The organism is Rheinheimera texasensis (assembly GCF_964031785.1).
Lineage (GTDB): Bacteria > Pseudomonadota > Gammaproteobacteria > Enterobacterales > Alteromonadaceae > Pararheinheimera > Pararheinheimera texasensis_A.
This window is the reverse complement of the sequence record NZ_CAXIRE010000021.1, coordinates 112,404-129,992: the sequence shown is the minus strand read 5'-3', so window position 1 is coordinate 129,992 and position 17,589 is coordinate 112,404. Positions and strand designations below refer to the sequence as shown.

General features: G+C 53.2%; 14 protein-coding genes. 11 read left to right on the top strand and 3 right to left on the bottom strand.

Going from position 1 to position 17,589, the window contains the following annotated elements; genetic code table 11:
• Nucleotides 1-92 precede the first annotated feature (92 nt).
• Genes zwf through ABNT34_RS12110 form a run of 5 tightly spaced genes read left to right on the top strand, consistent with a single transcriptional unit; the run spans nucleotide 93 to nucleotide 5,714 of the window.
• Complete coding sequence (gene zwf, locus ABNT34_RS12130) at nucleotides 93-1,565, top strand: glucose-6-phosphate dehydrogenase (protein ID WP_348731975.1); 1,473 nt, start codon at nucleotides 93-95, stop codon at nucleotides 1,563-1,565.
• A gap of 1 nt (nucleotide 1,566) precedes the next feature.
• Nucleotides 1,567-2,256, top strand: a complete 690-nt coding sequence (pgl, locus tag ABNT34_RS12125; protein WP_348731973.1) for a 6-phosphogluconolactonase — start codon at nucleotides 1,567-1,569, stop codon at nucleotides 2,254-2,256.
• A gap of 8 nt (nucleotides 2,257-2,264) precedes the next feature.
• The gene (gene edd / locus ABNT34_RS12120; protein WP_348731971.1) at nucleotides 2,265-4,097 is read left to right on the top strand and encodes a phosphogluconate dehydratase; all 1,833 of its coding nucleotides are present in this window, start codon (nucleotides 2,265-2,267) and stop codon (nucleotides 4,095-4,097) included.
• On the top strand, nucleotides 4,090-5,064 hold the full coding sequence (glk, locus tag ABNT34_RS12115) for a glucokinase (protein ID WP_348731968.1): 975 nt from the start codon (nucleotides 4,090-4,092) through the stop codon (nucleotides 5,062-5,064). Before edd ends, glk begins: the two co-directional genes overlap by 8 nt.
• A 2-nt stretch (nucleotides 5,065-5,066) precedes the next feature.
• Nucleotides 5,067-5,714, top strand: a complete 648-nt coding sequence (locus ABNT34_RS12110) for a bifunctional 4-hydroxy-2-oxoglutarate aldolase/2-dehydro-3-deoxy-phosphogluconate aldolase (protein ID WP_348731966.1) — start codon at nucleotides 5,067-5,069, stop codon at nucleotides 5,712-5,714.
• Nucleotides 5,715-5,791: 77 nt separating this feature from the next.
• Here ABNT34_RS12110 and ABNT34_RS12105 read toward each other — a convergent pair whose 3' ends face one another.
• Nucleotides 5,792-7,210: a PLP-dependent aminotransferase family protein gene (locus ABNT34_RS12105; protein ID WP_348731964.1), complete on the bottom strand. Its 1,419-nt coding sequence runs from the start codon at nucleotides 7,208-7,210 to the stop codon at nucleotides 5,792-5,794.
• A 147-nt stretch (nucleotides 7,211-7,357) separates the two neighbouring features.
• Here ABNT34_RS12105 and ABNT34_RS12100 point away from each other — a divergent pair, with 147 nt between their 5' ends.
• The 4 genes from ABNT34_RS12100 (at nucleotide 7,358) to ABNT34_RS12085 (ending at nucleotide 12,594) form a co-directional block, all read left to right on the top strand.
• Entirely contained in the window at nucleotides 7,358-8,269 is a 912-nt protein-coding gene (locus tag ABNT34_RS12100) for a DMT family transporter (RefSeq protein ID WP_348731962.1), read from the top strand.
• 153 nt (nucleotides 8,270-8,422) lie between these two features.
• Entirely contained in the window at nucleotides 8,423-10,027 is a 1,605-nt protein-coding gene (locus ABNT34_RS12095) for an ABC-F family ATPase (RefSeq protein WP_348731960.1), read from the top strand.
• A gap of 173 nt (nucleotides 10,028-10,200) precedes the next feature.
• Nucleotides 10,201-11,283: a methyl-accepting chemotaxis protein gene (locus tag ABNT34_RS12090; RefSeq protein ID WP_348731958.1), complete on the top strand. Its 1,083-nt coding sequence runs from the start codon at nucleotides 10,201-10,203 to the stop codon at nucleotides 11,281-11,283.
• Nucleotides 11,284-11,508: 225 nt separating this feature from the next.
• A complete protein-coding gene (locus ABNT34_RS12085; RefSeq protein ID WP_348731955.1) occupies nucleotides 11,509-12,594 on the top strand; it encodes a methyl-accepting chemotaxis protein in 1,086 nt (361 codons plus the stop codon).
• Between the two features lie 46 nt (nucleotides 12,595-12,640).
• On the opposite strand, the gene ABNT34_RS12080 is transcribed toward ABNT34_RS12085, so the two are convergent.
• A complete protein-coding gene (locus ABNT34_RS12080) occupies nucleotides 12,641-14,872 on the bottom strand; it encodes a methyl-accepting chemotaxis protein (protein ID WP_348731953.1) in 2,232 nt (743 codons plus the stop codon).
• A 237-nt stretch (nucleotides 14,873-15,109) separates the two neighbouring features.
• On the opposite strand from ABNT34_RS12080, the gene ABNT34_RS12075 reads away from it, so the two are divergent.
• Both ABNT34_RS12075 and ABNT34_RS12070 read left to right on the top strand, forming a co-directional pair.
• Nucleotides 15,110-15,976 (top strand): MBL fold metallo-hydrolase, encoded by an 867-nt coding sequence (locus ABNT34_RS12075; protein WP_348731951.1) that lies wholly within the window; start codon nucleotides 15,110-15,112, stop codon nucleotides 15,974-15,976.
• A gap of 5 nt (nucleotides 15,977-15,981) precedes the next feature.
• Entirely contained in the window at nucleotides 15,982-16,578 is a 597-nt protein-coding gene (locus ABNT34_RS12070) for a hypothetical protein (RefSeq protein ID WP_348731949.1), read from the top strand.
• A gap of 195 nt (nucleotides 16,579-16,773) precedes the next feature.
• Here ABNT34_RS12070 and ABNT34_RS12065 read toward each other — a convergent pair whose 3' ends face one another.
• Nucleotides 16,774-17,577, bottom strand: coding sequence for a DUF1338 domain-containing protein (locus ABNT34_RS12065; RefSeq protein WP_348731947.1), 804 nt, complete (start codon nucleotides 17,575-17,577; stop codon nucleotides 16,774-16,776).
• Nucleotides 17,578-17,589 lie beyond the last annotated feature (12 nt).

Sequence of the window (17,589 nt, the reverse complement as noted above, 5' to 3'; positions counted from 1 at the left end):
TTAATTACATCTTATTAGGTTTACAAGCGCTTTTCAGTCGGCTAGTATGCGGCTAAGTGTTGTAAAATTACATCTATTCAAGGGTCATTTGCATGACAGCAACAGCACAATCAAATAAAGCCTGCGATTTAATTCTGTTTGGCACCAAAGGCGACCTGGCGCGCCGTAAGTTATTACCTGCCTTATATCAACTGGAACGCGCCGCGCTATTACATCCGGATTCACGTATTATCGGGGTAGCCCGTGATGCCATGAGCCTCGCGGATTATGTCGAGTTAGTTGAAACCAACTTACACAAATTTATCAAAGAACCGATTGAAACAGAGGTATGGCAACGGCTGCAATCCAAACTGCTTTATGTCCAGATCGATCTGTCGAAAGAAGCGGATTATCTGCAGTTAAAAGAAGTGACGAACCCGGCAAAACGCATTCCGGTCAGTTATTTCGCTACAGCACCGTCATTATTCGGCAATATCTGTAAAGGCCTGGATTCAGCGGGTCTTTCTGCCGAGCCTTCCCGTGTGGTGCTGGAAAAGCCTATTGGCCATTGTCTGGAATCGTCCAAAGTCATCAACGACGAAGTGGCACGTTATTTCAAAGAATCGCAAATTTACCGCATCGACCACTATTTAGGTAAAGAAACAGTCCTAAACCTGTTAGCGCTTCGCTTTGCCAATGCAATTTTCGCCTCGAACTGGGACCACAATGCCATTGACCATGTGCAAATCTCAGTGGCGGAAGAAGTTGGGGTAGAAGGCCGTTGGGGTTATTACGATGATGCCGGCCAGATGCGCGACATGGTGCAAAACCACTTGTTACAAGTGTTGTCGCTGATTGCGATGGAACCACCAGCGCGCCTCGATGCCGACAGCATCCGCGACGAAAAACTGAAAGTGTTAAAAGCACTGCGGCCGATTAACCTGCAAAACGTGCAGGAAAAAACCGTGCGTGGCCAATATGCCGCCGGTTTTGTCGGTGGTAAAGCGGTGCCAGGTTATCTGGAAGAAGAAGACGCACGGCCAAACAGTAAAACCGAAACTTTTGTCGCGATTAAAGTTGATATCGACAACTGGCGCTGGGCCGGCGTACCGTTTTACCTGCGCACCGGCAAACGTATGCCAAATAAAGTGTCAGAAGTGGTGATTTGCTTTAAGCCACAGCCACACAACATTTTCCATGAAACTTATAAACAGTTGCCGGCGAATAAACTGATCATCCGCTTACAGCCGGATGAAGGCGTCGAAATCCAGATCATGAACAAAATCCCAGGTCTGGGTGAAACCATGCAGCTGCAGCAAAGCAAACTGGATTTAAGTTTCGATGAAACTTTCCAGTCACAACGTATCGCGGATGCATACGAGCGTTTGTTGTTAGAAGCGATGTTGGGCAACCAATATTTGTTTGTGCGCCGTGATGAAGTGGAACAGGCCTGGAAATGGGTCGACGGTATTCTCGATGCCTGGCGCGTCAACAACGAGCCGCCAAAAGCCTATCAAGCCGGCACCTGGGGCCCGGTTGCCGCCATCTCTTTATTGGCTCGCGATGACCGGAACTGGGACGAATAACATGCAGCTGCAGCAATTTTCAGACTCACAAGCGCTGAACGCGGCTTTTGCCTTAGAAATCAGCGCGAAGCTGCAACAGGCGATCAATGAACGCGGAGCAGCGGTCTTTGTCGTGTCCGGCGGTCGCACGCCGTTGCCATTGTTCCAGACGCTGGCGAACACAGATTTAGACTGGTCGAAAGTGACTATTACCCTGGCAGATGATCGTTATCTGCCAGACGACGCGCCAGACAGCAATGAGCGGCTGGTGAAGTCTGCTTTGTTACAACATAAAGCCGCCGCGGCCACATTTGTCAGCTTGTATGCACCGGCTGACAGCGCTGAAGCGGCCGTGCCTGCATTGTTAGCCCGCGTGCGGGATTTGCCGCGTTTTGATGTGGTGATTTTGGGTATGGGCGAAGACGGTCATACCGCATCGTTATTTCCTTGCAGTAAAGAACTGGCGGCCGGCCTTGCCGATGATGCTGCCGATTTACTGGCGACCAATCCAACGACTGCACCTTATCAGCGCATCAGCTTCAGCAAACAGCGTCTGGCGCAGGGGCGGGCGATTTATCTGCATTTGGTTGGCAGCAAAAAATTACAGGTACTGCAGCTAGCCGCTGCCGGCACTGATGTGGCAGCAATGCCAATCCGTGCTTTTATTCAGCTGACAGACCCAGAGTTGTCAGTTATGTACGCAGATCAATAGAGGTTTATATGCACCCGGTCATACAACAGGTTACAGAACGGATTTTAGCGCGCAGTGAAAAAAGTCGGGCTATTTATCTGCAACGGATGGAAAAAGCCCGGCACAAAGGCCCGCATCGCGGCGCCTTAGCCTGCGGTAATCTGGCGCATGGTTTTGCTGCCTGTAATGCACAGGAAAAAACAGACCTGCGCAGTCTGACCAAAGCCAATATTGGTATTATTTCCAGCTACAACGACATGTTGTCGGCGCATCAGCCGTATGAAACCTATCCGGCACTGATTAAACAAGCCTGTGCTGAAGTAGGTAGCGTCGCGCAGTTTGCCGGTGGTGTGCCGGCGATGTGTGACGGTGTGACGCAAGGCCAGCCGGGCATGGAGCTTAGTTTGCTCAGCCGTGACATCATTGCGATGTCAGCTGCTGTTGGCCTGTCACACAATATGTTTGACGGCGCCATGATGCTCGGGATTTGCGATAAAATCGTGCCGGGGTTACTGATGGCGGCGTTAAGTTTTGGTCACCTGCCGTTTGTATTTGTACCGGCCGGTCCAATGCCATCGGGCATTCCAAACAAAGAAAAAGCGCGGGTGCGTCAGCTGTACGCCGAAGGCAAAGTTGGCAAAGAAGAGTTGCTGGATTCAGAAGCCAAATCTTATCACGCACCTGGTACTTGTACTTTCTACGGCACAGCCAACTCAAACCAGTTAGTGGTCGAAATGATGGGCCTGCATTTACCCGGTTCGTCTTTTGTCAATCCGGGCACAGAATTACGTGATGCATTAACAAAAGCGGCTGCACGTCAGGTCACTCGTCTGACTGATCTGGGCGCGAATTACACACCAATCGGCCAGATTGTTGATGTGAAAGCTGTAGTCAACGGTATTGTTGGTTTGCTGGCAACCGGTGGTTCTACCAACCACACCATGCACTTAGTGGCAGTAGCCCGCAGCGCTGGCTTTATCGTCAACTGGGACGATTTTGAAGATTTGTCCAAAGCCACGCCATTACTGGCAAAAATTTATCCAAACGGCGAAGCCGACGTCAACCACTTCCATCAGGCTGGTGGTATGGCTGTGCTTATTCGTGAACTGTTAGATGCTGGTTTAGTGCATGAAGACGTGCACACCGTGGCCGGTTTTGGTCTGCGTCGTTACACCCAGGTTCCAGAGCTGCAAAACGGCGAGCTGGTTTGGGTCGATGGCCCGGCTAAGTCGCTGGACGACAAGGTGATTTCATCCGTCGCCAAACCATTTAAAGCCACCGGCGGCGTGCATGTATTAGCCGGCAACATCGGCCGTGGCGTAATCAAAACTTCGTCACTGCGTGAGGGCACTGACATTGTTGAAGCCCCTGCTGTGGTGTTCAGCGACCAGCATCAACTCGATGCTGCTTTTAAGGCAGGTACGCTGAATAAAGATTGTGTGGTGGTCGTGCGCTTCCAGGGACCAAAGGCCTGTGGTATGCCGGAACTGCACAAATTAACACCGCCGCTTGGCGTATTACAGGACCGCGGTTTTAAAGTAGCACTGGTCACCGACGGCCGCATGTCCGGCGCGTCCGGTAAAGTGCCGGCCGCTATCCATGTTACGCCGGAAGCCATTGAAGGCGGCCCAATCGCCCGTATTCAGGATGGCGATATGATCCGCGTCAATGCACAAACCGGCGAGTTACAAGTGCTGGTCGATGCAGCGGAATTTAACGCCCGGCCACTGGCCACCTGCGATATGTCAGAAAGTTATTACGGCATGGGCCGCGAAATTTTTGGTGGCCTGCGCACAGTGCTGACCGGTGCTGAACAAGGGGCCTGCAGTCTGTTTACCACTGAGGAGCACCTCAATGGCTGATGCAGCTATCCGCTTCGCCATAGTCGCAGACATTGGCGGTACCAATGCGCGTTTCAGCCGGGTTGATTTGACCACGCTGGAACTGGATAAAGTGCTGGTGTATCCGTGCGCGGATTTCGCCACGCTGGCCTTAGCGCTGCAGTACTATCGCGAACAACAAGGCCTGACCGACATCGCCCATGTGGCCGTGGCCATTGCCTGTCCGGTCACCGGCGATTTTGTCAAAATGACCAATTTCCATTGGGAATTTTCCATCGCGCAAATCAAAGCCGAGCTTGGCCTGGCTGAATTTATCGTGCTGAACGATTTCACCGCGGTGGCGATGTCGCTTCCGGCTATTCGTGATGCAGAACTGGTGAAAACCGGCGCCGGCGAGCGTGATTTGAGCAAACCTATGGCTGTGCTCGGTGCTGGCACTGGTTTAGGTGTGGCGCATTTAATTCCGACCGCGCAGGGTTATATTCCACTGCCGGGCGAGGGCGGTCACACCGACTGGACAGCGCAGAACGAGCAGGAATGGTTTATCCAGCGTTATCTGGCTGCGCATTATGGCCATGTATCGCCGGAGCGGCTGTTGTCAGGCCCGGGCCTGGAAAGTTTGTATCTGGCGCTCGCTGCCTATCAGCAGCTGGACGTGCCGGCCAAAAGCGCCGCAGAAATTGGCCAACAGGCGCTGGATGGCAGTTGTGCTGTAAGTCAGGCCGTGGTTGCACAGTTTTTTGCTTCACTTGGCAGTCTGGCCGGTGATTTGGCGTTGACCTTAAGTACTTTCGGCGGGGTTTATGTCGCCGGTGGTATTACGCCAAAGCTTTTACCATTGCTGGAACAGAGCGAGTTTCGCAGCAGATTTGAAGCCAAAGGGCGCTTTGCGGCGTTCAACCGGCAAATCGCAACTTATATCGTCACTGCAGAGCAACCGGGCTTACTCGGCTGTGCAGTTTATTTAAAACAAAAATTGGCGGGCTGATTATGTCGTTTTCAAACTGGCAGTTACAACCAGACACCTTATTTGCGCAAGGCCCGGTTGTTCCGGTGATCGTGATTAAAGATTTGGCTACGGCCGTGCCGATGGCGAAAGCCTTGTTAGCCGGTGGCATCAAAGTACTGGAAGTGACTTTGCGCACGCCGGTCGCTCTGGAAGCTATTGCCTTGTTATCGAAAGAAGTGCCGGACGCTATTGTCGGTGCCGGTACTGTCACCACCGCCGATCAGCTGCAAAAAGTAGTTGAAGCCGGTGCAAAATTTGCCATCAGCCCGGGCCTGACCCGTGAATTGCTGGTGGCCGGTAAAGAAGCGCCAATTCCATTGATTCCGGGCATTGCGTCGATTTCTGAACTGATGGAAGGCACAGGTTTAGGTTATACCCATTTTAAATTCTTTCCGGCGGAAGCGGCTGGTGGTGTGAAGACACTAAAGTCTATTCATGGGCCGTTTTCTGATATCCGTTTCTGTCCAACTGGCGGCATCAACGAGAAAAACTTCCTCGAGTATCTGGCGCTGCCAAATGTGCGTTGTGTTGGTGGCAGCTGGATTGTGCCGGATGATGCTATTGTCGCCGGTGACTGGGATCGTATCACGCAGCTTTGCAAAGACGCGGTCGCCAAAGCGCAGGCTTAAGCGCTGCTACAGCATAAAAAAACCGGCATTTGCCGGTTTTTTATTTTGATGTCCGTGCACAAAAAGCACACCGGCTGTCAGGCTTTTAGCTGTAAAAGAGCCTGATCCAGCACTTGCCACAACCTTGGTTCGGCGCATTGACTGATATTAACCCGCATAAACTGGTCAGCATCCGGCCATTGACTGAAATTTGGCCCCGGCGCCAGCACCACTTGTGCCTTGGCCGCAAGCGCTGTCAGTGCCCGGCTGCTGATGCCAGACGGCAGTTGAAGCCAAAGGGCAAAACCAGCCTCAGGTACAAACCATGGCACAATGTCGCGTTTGGCAAATTCCGCAATGACTTCACGACGCAGCCCGTCTAACCGCTGCTGTAATTGCTTCAGATGGCGGCGGTAACTGCCACTGGTCAGCACCTGATAAACCACCCGTTCCACTGTGGCTGGTGTCGAAGTGCTGCTGATGAGTTTTAAATCGGTCAGTGACGCAATCAAGGCCGGCGACGCCGCGATATAACCCACCCGCAAATCAGCCGAAATGGTTTTGGACAAACTACCGAGATAAACACCATCCTGCAAACCGGTCAGACTGGCATAACGCAGCGCCGGTTGCTGCTCAAAATCGGCGTATATATCATCTTCAATTAACAGCACCTGATGTTGTTTCAGCAACGACAACACCTGCACCGCTTTGGGCGGGCTGACACAAGTGCCGACCGGATTGGACAGCACTGAATTGGTCAGATAAGCACGTATTTTGTGGTTGCTGAGCAGGGCGCTCAGCGCCGGCATATCCGGGCCGTCGGTACAGCGGGGCAGGTACAGCAGCTCGAGCTGATGCAAGCGCAGCATCGCCTGAAAGTTATAAAAACCCGGGTCATCGACAATCACTTTGTCGCCGGGCTTTAACAACAAGCGCAGTACTAAATCCAGTGCATGGGTCGCGCTGTGGGTCAATAACAGCTGCTGCGGCGTGAGCGCAATGCGCAGTTCCGCCAGCCGGTTCACCAGATATTGACGCAGCGGCAGATAGCCTTGTGCCGGTCCATAATCAGTCAGCGCCTGTTCTTGCCGGGCTATTTCTTTCAGCGCGGCACGGATCTCTTGTTGTGGCAAAAAATCCGGTGTTAACCAGCCGGCAGCCGGTTTCAGCCAATTCGCTTCGCGCTGCAGCGTCTGGCGCATCAGCGCCACTTCGCCGGCAAGCTCGCTCGGGCTGCTATTGTCCTGCAGCTGCAGTGCCGGATTACGCCTTGCGACAAACACACCGCTGCCGGGCCGGCTTAACACTAACCCTTCGGCATTGAGCCGCTCGTAAACATCAGCCACGGTAAACTTGCTGATACCCAGATGCGACGCCAGCGCACGAACTGAGGGCAGGCGGGCGCCGGCCGGCCAGCTGCCTTGTTGGATCTGCTGTTTGCTCTGCTGCAGCAACTGTTGGGTCAGCCCAAGAGCTGCTGCACTGTCCAGCTGAAAATCCTGTAGCACCACCTGCATGGTTTTTCTCCCGCCTGTTGTTGACTGTCATGGCAAAACAATCAGTACAGTTTGAAAACATCATTGACAACTGTCCTGAGTGTACAGGTATTTCTGCTTTATTGTCAGTCGCAGATCAGATTGCAGGTGCAAAGCACGGAGTTTTTTATGTCAGAGCAGGTTTTGCCAAAGGATACAGTCAACACTCAGACGTTATCGCCAGTGACCATCGCTTATTTGTGGGGCTTAAGCGGCGTGCTGATGTTTTCCGGCGGCTTGGTCGCGACGCGGATGGCGGTGCTGGAACTGCCTGCAGTGTTTGTCGGCGCCGGCCGCGCGGCGGTTGCCGGCGTCTTAAGCCTGCTGCTGTTGGTTGCCTTAAAGCAACGCTTACCAGCGCGGCGGTACTGGCCGGGTTTATTGGTTGTCGCGGGTGGCGCTGTTTTCGCTTATCCGCTGTTGTCCGCCCTGGCGCTGCAGTGGACCGATGCCAGCCACGCGACGTTAGTTACAGCACTGATGCCGCTTTTTACCGCCATCTTCGGCGCCTGGCTCAGCACTCAGGTGCCAAGGTTTGGTTTTTGGCTGTTTGCCTGCGCTGGCGCGCTGCTGGTGCTCGGCTATAGCCTGGCCCAGCATCAGATTAACACTTTGGCGCTGGCTGATGCTTTGCTGTTACTGGCTTGTCTTTGCTGTGGTCTGGCCTATGCCAAAGGCGCCATGCTGGCGAAAACACTTGGCAGCTGGCAGGTGATTTGCTGGGCGCTGGTGCTGTCGCTGCCGCTGTCATTACCCTTGACTTTGTTACAGCTGCCGGCGATTTCAGGTCAAGTTATCTCGATGTCGGCCTGGCTTGGTTTTGCTTATCTGGCGGTCTTTTCGATGTTTCTGGGCTTTTTTGCCTGGTATCGCGGCCTGTCGTTAGGCGGCGTAGCGCAGATCAGTCAGCTGCAGCAACTGAGCCCGTTTCTGGGTTTAGGCTGGGCCACGGTTTGTCTTGGTGAACCAATCAGTGCGCTGCAGTATGGCATCGCCGCGCTGGTGGTGCTTTGCATTGTGCTCGGGCGGCGCTTTGGTTAATGAAACTTCAGTGAACTCTGCTTTCTGGCACATGCCGGCGTAGCAAAAATTTGGGTTAGCCGCTATAATAGCGCGCTTTTTGTCCCGGCCATGTGCCGGGCTTTTTTTGCTAACACGCTAATGGGCCCGCTCGGCCAACAGGAACCCCTGACTGTGATCTCTACTGCCAATATTACGATGCAATTCGGCGCCAAGCCGCTGTTTGAAAACATTTCGGTTAAATTCGGTCAAGGTAACCGCTATGGCCTGATCGGCGCCAACGGCTGTGGTAAATCCACTTTTATGAAGATCCTGAGCCGTGAGCTGGACCCGTCCGCCGGCATCGTGATGGTCGAGCCGAATATGCGCGTCGCCAAGTTGCATCAGGATCAGTTCGCCTTTGAACAATACAGTGTCATCGACACCGTGATCATGGGCCACGCCGAACTGTGGCAGGTCAAAGCCGAACGCGACCGCATTTATGCGATCGCTGAAATGTCGGAAGAAGACGGCATGAAGGTCGCTGATCTCGAAGTCGCTTTTGGTGAAATGGACGGTTACACCGCTGAATCCCGTGCCGGTGAATTGTTGTTAGGCGTCGGTATTCCGGTTGAACAACATTATGGTCCGATGTCCGCAGTGGCACCGGGCTGGAAACTGCGGGTGTTGCTGGCTCAAGTGCTGTTCGCTGATCCGGAAATTATGCTGTTGGACGAACCGACCAACAACTTAGATATCAATACCATCCGCTGGCTGGAAGACACCCTGGCTGAGCGTAACAGCACCATGATCATCATCTCGCACGACCGCCACTTCTTAAACAGCGTCTGCACCCACATGGCCGACCTGGATTACGGTGAACTGCGCTTGTATCCGGGCAACTACGACGAATATATGCTGGCTGCGATGCAGGCGCGTGAACGTCTGGTGTCGGACAACGCCAAGAAAAAAGCCCAGATTGATGAATTAAAAGCCTTCGTTGCGCGTTTCTCGGCAAACGCTTCCAAAGCCCGTCAGGCGACTTCACGCGCCAAGCAAATGGATAAAATCAAGCTGGAAGAAGTGAAAGCTTCAAGTCGGGTGAATCCATTTATCCGCTTTGAACAGCAGAAACAACTGTACCGGCTGGCACTGGAAGTGGAAGATGTTTCCAAAGGCTTTGATGGCAAAAAAGTGCTGAATAAAGTCAGCATGATGATTGAAGTCGGCGAAAAAGTGGCCATCCTCGGCGCCAACGGTATCGGTAAAACCACGCTGCTGAAGTGTCTGGTCGGTGAATATCCGGTCGACGGCGGTCTGGTGAAATGGTCTGAAAACGTCAATATCGGTTATTACGCGCAGGACCACGAATACGAGTTCGCCGGCGACATGAAAGAGATGACGTTGTTTGACTGGATGTCTTACTGGAAACAACCATCTGACGATGAACAGGCGGTGCGCGGTATCCTCGGTCGTTTGCTGTTCAGCCAGGACGACATTAAGAAAAAAGTCAAAGTGTTATCCGGTGGTGAAAAAGGCCGGATGTTGTTTGGCAAGCTGATGCTGCAACGACCAAATATCCTGATTATGGACGAGCCAACCAACCACCTGGATATGGAATCGATTGAATCGCTGAACATGGCACTGGAGCTGTTTAAAGGCACCTTGTTATTCGTCAGCCACGACCGCGAATTCGTCTCTTCACTGGCAACGCGCATTATTGAGATCACCGATCATGACGTGCGTAACTTTGTTGGTAGTTACGACGATTATCTGGCTCAGCAACTGGCGCTGGCATGATTTAACCGGATAGTTTCCGGCAAAAAAGCACCTTCGGGTGCTTTTTTTCTGCCCCGCGACTGCCACTTCAGCAATTATCTGGCTTTCTTAATCCATTTACCGGCTCAGGGGCTTCTCAGCACCTTAGCCTTGTCTTAGGATGGTTCTTCAATAATAAGAAGTCGGGGAATCTCATGTTTTTTAATCGTGCGCTGAAAGAAGAAAATCAACAACTCAGAGAGCAGCTCAAAGAAGCACAACGCCAGGCCAGGGACAGCACACAACATTTAGAGCAGCAGCTCACCCAGCTCGAACAACAGGTCCAGCAGCATGCGGCTGCACAGCAGCAAAACCAATGGCAGGAATTGCAATTACAAGGCGGTGAAGTACTGAATCAGGTCCGCAATAGTCTGGACCGCCATGCTGACGATCTGATCGCTGAACGCACTGCTCTGGCAAAACTGGAAGATATTTTTGGTCAGACCCAAAGTGCCATTCGCACCCTGGAAGACCGCGCCGTGCAAATTACCGACCACGCCAACCAAAGCGCAGCAACAGCAGCTGTGCTTGATGGCACGGCCAGCTCTATCAATCAGCTGATCTCCAGCATTCAGGAAATTTCCGACCAAACCAACTTACTGGCACTCAACGCAGCGATTGAAGCGGCCCGCGCCGGTGAAGCCGGCCGCGGTTTTGCCGTGGTTGCCGATGAAGTTCGTCAGCTTGCCGGCAAAGCCAATGAAGCCAGTAAACAAATTGAAAGTTTGATCCGTAAGGTCATAGAACAAACCAACAATATCAAAACCATGGTGTCACACAGCCAGCAAAGTGCCGCGGATGTGTCTTTGTCATCCAAACAAATTGATTCTGTGGTCAACGAAGTGATTAATCGCTCGGAAGCGATGAAAAAACTAATCCGCAGCACCACCACGTTAACTTATCTGGACGGCCTGAAAATGGATTACATCAGCTGGAAAGCCGGTGTTTATCAGGCGATAGCCCAACAACGCGACTTATCTGCATCGCAAGCCGAGCAAAAATTTCAGCAATGGTGCGGGGCAGGTGGTTATGGCGCCAAACACTATGGCCAGCTCAGCAGTTTCCGCAGCATCGAAAGCCCGCACCGTGGCATGCATCAGGCTGCCCGTGAAGCGGTGCAGGCAGGCCGCAACGGCGATACCACTACATTGGCACGTGCACTGGGACAGATGGAAGCTGCTGCGCAACAAGTGGTTGGGGCCATTGAGCGGCTGCAGCAGGATGTCCGGGCACAATAAATCAACCACATCTTTGACCTAAGACAATAGTCGAACTGTCGACTTAATCGTTTTTGTGTCACGATAAAGCGATAACCAGGCCGCACTGACAAGGTAGGCGGTCGACGGCCTGGTTGGCAGCTTGGTACGCCACCACTCCCGCCATTTGTCATTGCTAACACCGATGGACCCTGGTGTTATGCCCCAAATTTCTCAGAACCCTCTGACCACGCCGGAGCAAGATTGATGTTTTTTACCTCAGCATTCAAACAACGCATCGCTGAACTCGAACAACAACTAAACCAACAGCAGATCCAGCACATTCAGGAAATCAACCAACTGCAGCAGCAGTTACAACAACAAACCGTAGAACATGAAACCGCCCGGCAGCAGGAAACACATCAGCAGTCGGTTTGCGCGACCATGTTAATGGGCGGCGCTATGCTGGGGCAAATCCGGGAGGAACTGGCAAAAAATGCCGGTGCGCTGGAACATGAACATCAGGCGTTATCGGCGCTCGATGATATTTTCGGTCAGACTCATCAGGCGCTGGCGAATCTGGACCAGCGGGCCAGCCAAATCAGCAAAGACGCTGAACAAAGTGCGTCCGTCACTGCGATACTGGACGGCACAGCAAATGCCATCAATCAGCTGATCTCCAGCATTCAGGAAATTTCCGACCAGACCAATCTGCTGGCATTAAATGCCGCAATCGAAGCGGCGCGGGCTGGCGAAGCAGGTCGTGGTTTTGCTGTCGTCGCGGATGAAGTGCGTCAGCTGGCCGGTAAAGCGCATCAGGCCAGTAATCAGATTGAACAGCTGGTGCGGCAAATCATTGACCAGACCGGGCAAATTCGCAGCACAGTTGAACAAAGCCGGCACAGCGCCAATGATGTCGCTACTTCCAGCAGCCAGATTGGTGCTGTAGTTGAACAAGTGATCAACACCTCGAGTCACATGCAGAGCGTCATTAATCAAAGCGCAACGATGGCGTTTTTGAATACTGTCAAGCTCGACCACGCTGTCTGGAAACATCAGGTGTATCAGCTGATCCAACAACAACGCTTCGCTGACACTGTGAATGCGCATACTGAATGCCGCTTAGGCAAATGGTACTTCGAAGGCGAAGGTAAAAAGCGCTACAGCGGTAAACGCAGTTTTCAGCAGCTCGACATACCACACAAGGCGGTGCATCAGTCCGGGCGTGAAGCCTTAGCAGCCGGACAACGCGGCGATTTTGCTGCCATGCAGCAGTCGTTGTTACAGATGGAACAGGCCAGTGCACAAGTCACTGACCTCATTACGCAGTTACAACAGGATATCTGGGCTTAAACCGCTGCAGCCACTGGCAGGCAGTGGCTGGCCCTGTGATACGGCTTCAGACTTTAAGTTGGCTGGCCTGAGTCAACAACTGCGCACTGAGCCGTTGCTGCACTTCGGATTGCTCCGCCAGCATGCTCATAGCGCTGTCGGTTTCTACCGCCGACTGATGAATTTGTGCCAGCGCAGCACTGATCTGCTGGCTGCGCGCACATTCGTCGCTGCCAAGGCGATGAATGTGCGTGGCAACCTGCACAATTCTGGCGGCTGCGGCACGAATTTGCGTTAGCATCGTATCGGCGTGCGCCGCACTTTGCAGACAGTGTTCTGCCGTTTGTTGTTCCTGCTCCAGGCCCTGACGGGTCTGGGCGACTGAGCCGGCTAAGCGGTTCAGCATCGTTTGAATTTCGGCAGTTGCGTTGGCGGTATTGGCCGACAGACGCCGCACTTCATCGGCGACCACGGCAAAACCGCGACCATGCTCACCGGCCCGTGCCGCTTCAATAGCCGCATTGAGCGCCAACAGGTTGGTTTGCTCCGCCACGCCGCGGATAGTTTCCAGTACCTGCATGATATCCGTTGAGGCTTTATCCAGCGTCAGCATACTGCCGGCGGAATGTTTAACCTGTTCCGCCAGCTGGCCAATCTGCTGATTCAGTGTTTTGACGCTGTCTTCACCAGACACGGCCTGTTGATGAGTCAGAGCAGCGTCGTCATTGGCGAGCGCAATTTGCTGTTGCAGCTGCAACAGGGCCGCTGAGGCTTGCGCAGCTTCGGCGTCTAACTGCGTCAGCGCGGCCTTTTGCTGATAAACCGCCGTTTTGCTGCGCATGCTGATTTGCAGATTCTGCGCCGCCAATTCCTGACTTTGCTGACCGGCTTGCTGCACACCACGCAGCAGTACCGATAGACGGCTGAATAATTGCTGCAGCGCCGAAGTGGTCTGACTGAGTTCAGTATCGCGCTGCGGTACAAATTGTTGGCGTAAGTCCTGTTGCTCAGCCGCCTGCGTCAGCTGCGCCGACAACTGCTCGAGCGGTTTGGCAATGCCAAAGCCCAAACGGCGCGTCAGCCAGAACAGCAAGACAGCGAGGCCAATAGCTGTCAGCGCACTGCTCAGCCACAGCTGTTGCTTTAACTGCTGCAACGACTGATACAGCTCAGCCGTCGGCTGCTGCGTGACCAGCAATACCGGATGGCCACCCAATGACAGCGCTTCAGTGCGTTGTAACCAGTCACTGCCATCGGCGGCAACCACCTGGCGGATTTGTTGTTTGCCCTGCAGATAATGCGGGATCTCAGCGGCTGCAGGCACCGGTGCTGTGTTGTTACGTAACTCAGTCAACAGCTGACCGTTGTTATCCAGCAGGTAACTGTCGCCGGAATCGCCAAGACCAATGCCGCGCCAGTTTTGCTGATCGGACATCAAAGCACTGACAGTACGAAGCGGCAGCTGCAGCACCAGCACGCCGTTCAGCTTCTGATCCTGCGGATTTAACACCGGCGCTGCCATAAACAGCGTGAGCTGGTCAAACTGTGCACTAAAAGGCGCTGCAGCGGACACTTGCCAGCCCATTGCAGGTTGTTTGACCACCTGTCGCACCAAGGCCGCCAGCGCTGTGTTGGCAAAAGCACCGTCCTGCAGCGATGTGGCAAAGGCCGGGCCTTTGTTGACTGAGTACAACACTGCTTTGGACTTCGCATCCACCAGATATAAATCGTCATAGTGCAGGCGGGTCACCAGCTCACGAAAACTCTGATGAAATCTTTTGTGCTGTTGTCCATAGACAGAACCATCGGCGCGGTCGGTCATTTTGGCCAGTTCTGCCGGGCTATTTGGATTGGTCGCCAGGTAATAACGCTGCAGCAATAAAGTTTCCAGCGAGGCTTTTTCCAGCCATTTGGCAACGGCAGGTTTCGCGCCCGACTCACTGGCCAAAGGCAGATAACGTTGTTGATACCACTGGCCAACTTCGGTGCGTAATGCATCGATACCGGGATTTTCGACTTCGTAACGATACGACTGATAAGGATTTTTCAGTGCCTGTAACGCTTCTTGTGTCATGCGGTTCGAAGCCATGCTCTGTAGCAGGTCGCGCTGCTGATCCATATATTGCGTCAGTGCCTGACGCCGGCCTGTTGCGACCGCTAAAAAACGTTGTTCGATGCTGTCGCTCAGTGCAGTTTCGGCATTTTTGCCGGCAATTGAACTACTGATCGCAACAGCCAGCACCATAGCGCCGATTGTTGTACCACCCATTACCCACATCAGTCTTTGTGCAATTTTCATTTGCGTTGTTCCACCATCAAACCAGCCCGTCGGCAGGGATCGCGCAGAGCTTAGGTGGATTAGATGACAAATTTGTGACACACGAGCCGTTTAGATGGCCAAACAAGCTTAGTTGCTGGTTTACCAAGCAAGAACCCGCATATTACTTTTTTGCATATATCTAGCGCTTATAGTTATAGATTTATTTTGATATAGTTTTAGCAGATTTTTTGAGTTCGTTTGCCAGACGGGGCACCTATGTCATCACTGCAGTTTTTAAGCTATTTCGACAAAGACTCTAATACTTTTAGTTACTTAGTTTGGGAGATGGCCAGCAGGGCTGCAGTGGTGATTGACCCGGTATTAAATTTTGACCCGGCATCGGGCCGCACCAGCACAGTCGCAGCAGAGCGCATCGTGCAGGACATCAAAGCAAATCAGCTGCAACTGACTTACATTCTGGAAACCCATGTACACGCCGACCATTTAAGCGGTGCTGCGGCATTAAAAGCGCTTTGTGGCGGCGCTGTGCCGGTCGGGATCGGCGAGCAGATTTGCCGGGTGCAACAGGTGTTTGGCGCGTTGTTTGCGCTGCCAACCCAGGCCGACGGTAGACCTTTTGACCTGTTACTGGCCGATGACGCCACTTTGCCGTTGGGCGGAGCTACTATCCGTGTGCTGCATACCCCAGGCCATACCCCGGCTTGTGTGTCTTATCTGATTGACGATTTGCTTTTTGTCGGCGACACCTTGTTTATGCCGGATTTTGGCACTGCCCGCTGTGATTTCCCCGGTGGCGACGCGGCTACATTGTATCGTTCCATCCAAAAGTTGTTTGCGCTGCCGGATAATACGCGAATGCTAATGTGCCACGACTACGGGGCGCCGGGCCGGCCCGATGTCGCCAATGAAACCAGTGTCGGCGCGCAAAAAGCACAGAATATCCATGTCGGGCAGAGCCGCATTGAGGCCGATTTTGTCACGCTGCGCACCAGCCGCGATGCAACACTCAGCATGCCGAAATTGCTGCTGCCGGCAGTGCAGGTCAATATGCAAGCCGGCGAGCTGCCAGCGGCAGAAGCCAACGGCATCCGTTACCTGAAGCTGCCACTGAATCAGTTTTAAAACAGATGCAGCACAAACGACATCTGCTGGTGGCCACTGACATTTTTGGCGCGACGCCAGCCTTGCGGGAAACGTTGGCGACATTGCCAGAAATTCTGAGCGGGCAGTTACAACTCACACTATGCCAGCCGGACAGCTGTGTGAACACCTCAACCGTTTTTACGGATGATCACCTGGCCTATCAGGCTTTTTTACAACAGGGCGGACTTGAGCGATATCAACAGCAGGTGCTGCAAACGCTGACGGCGCTGCAACCTGATCTGGTGCTGGGTTTCAGTGCCGGTGCTGCCGCACTCTGGTGTTCGTTAAGTAGTGCAGACTGTGCTGATTCAACCGGACAAGCGCTGTTCTGTTATGGCGGCCAAATCCGGCAACATCGTGAATTAACTCCGCATTGGCCAGTGACTTGCCTGTGGAGTGATGAAAGTCATTTTGATGTGATGGCGCTGCAACAACAGCTCGGCCACTCCGGCAATGTGCGACAACAGCACTGGCCACAACGGCATGGTTTTATTAACCCGCACTCGACAGGGTATGACGCCACAGCTGCCGCGGTTTTCTGGCAGCGTTGCCAGCATTGGATACAAAGCGGCGATTTCTAATCTGCAGCAAAAAAACAGCGGGCCCGAAGGCCCGCTGGCTTTTTCTACATCTTCACTTCAATTGACACACTCTTGAGGTGAATTCTGGGACGTCGGACTAGCAAGCGATTTGCCCCCCGGCAAATCAAACCTGCGATCCGGTGACTCAGAGCAGATGCTCAGAGTCTGTGCTCAGCGAGCACGGTATCGAGCGCGTTATCGGGCATTGGTGCTTTCAAAGATCTTGTCAGCAGAAGCTGCGACAAAACCGGTGTAGAGCGAGCCGTCAGCCGTTGGGTAACGCAGCGCGAATTCATAGAAGCAACTTGGCACCGACAACACACCATCGGTGAAAGCGACTTCGGCTTCATCAGCCAGCGTCGAAGATTGCTCCAGTAACACGTCGGCCGAGCCTTTGATTTCGCCGCCTGAGGTATTGAGCGGGAAACCGGCGTCTTTCAGCGCCTGATTGACACTTTCAAGCGTGCTGAAATTCTGCAGCGCATTGACTGACACTGTGAAGTGGTTGGCGCGGAAACCCCACACCGCCATCCAGGCAGCATATTCGCTCTCTTCCAGCAGCAGACGGTAAGTCGCCTGATCAATATCCCAGTGCCGGCCTGAGTAGATAAAATTCTCTGCAGTCACAGCTTCAACCGGAATTTGATCAACCAGTTTTTGTACCGCTTGCTGCAGCATTGGCGAACATTTTTCTACCAGCAACTCAGAGATAAACACTTTTGGCGCTGTTGGGTCCGGATGCTCAAAATGCTTGGCGTAGAGTTTTTTCGCTTCGAAGTGATATTCACCGGCTTCGCGGTAACCCACAGCCAGAAAATGGGCGGCCAGTTTATCCAAGCCAACTTTGTCCAGGTTAAAAGTACGCAGCGCGATATGGTCGTTGATCACATCATCCTGCTGACCGGAGCCGAGCAGGGCATGGATTTTCTCTGCTGACGGCGTCAGTTGCAGGTAGTCTTGCCACAGAGCGGCGAATAAATCTTTAAAATTGCTATGCATGGGTTTGCCTGT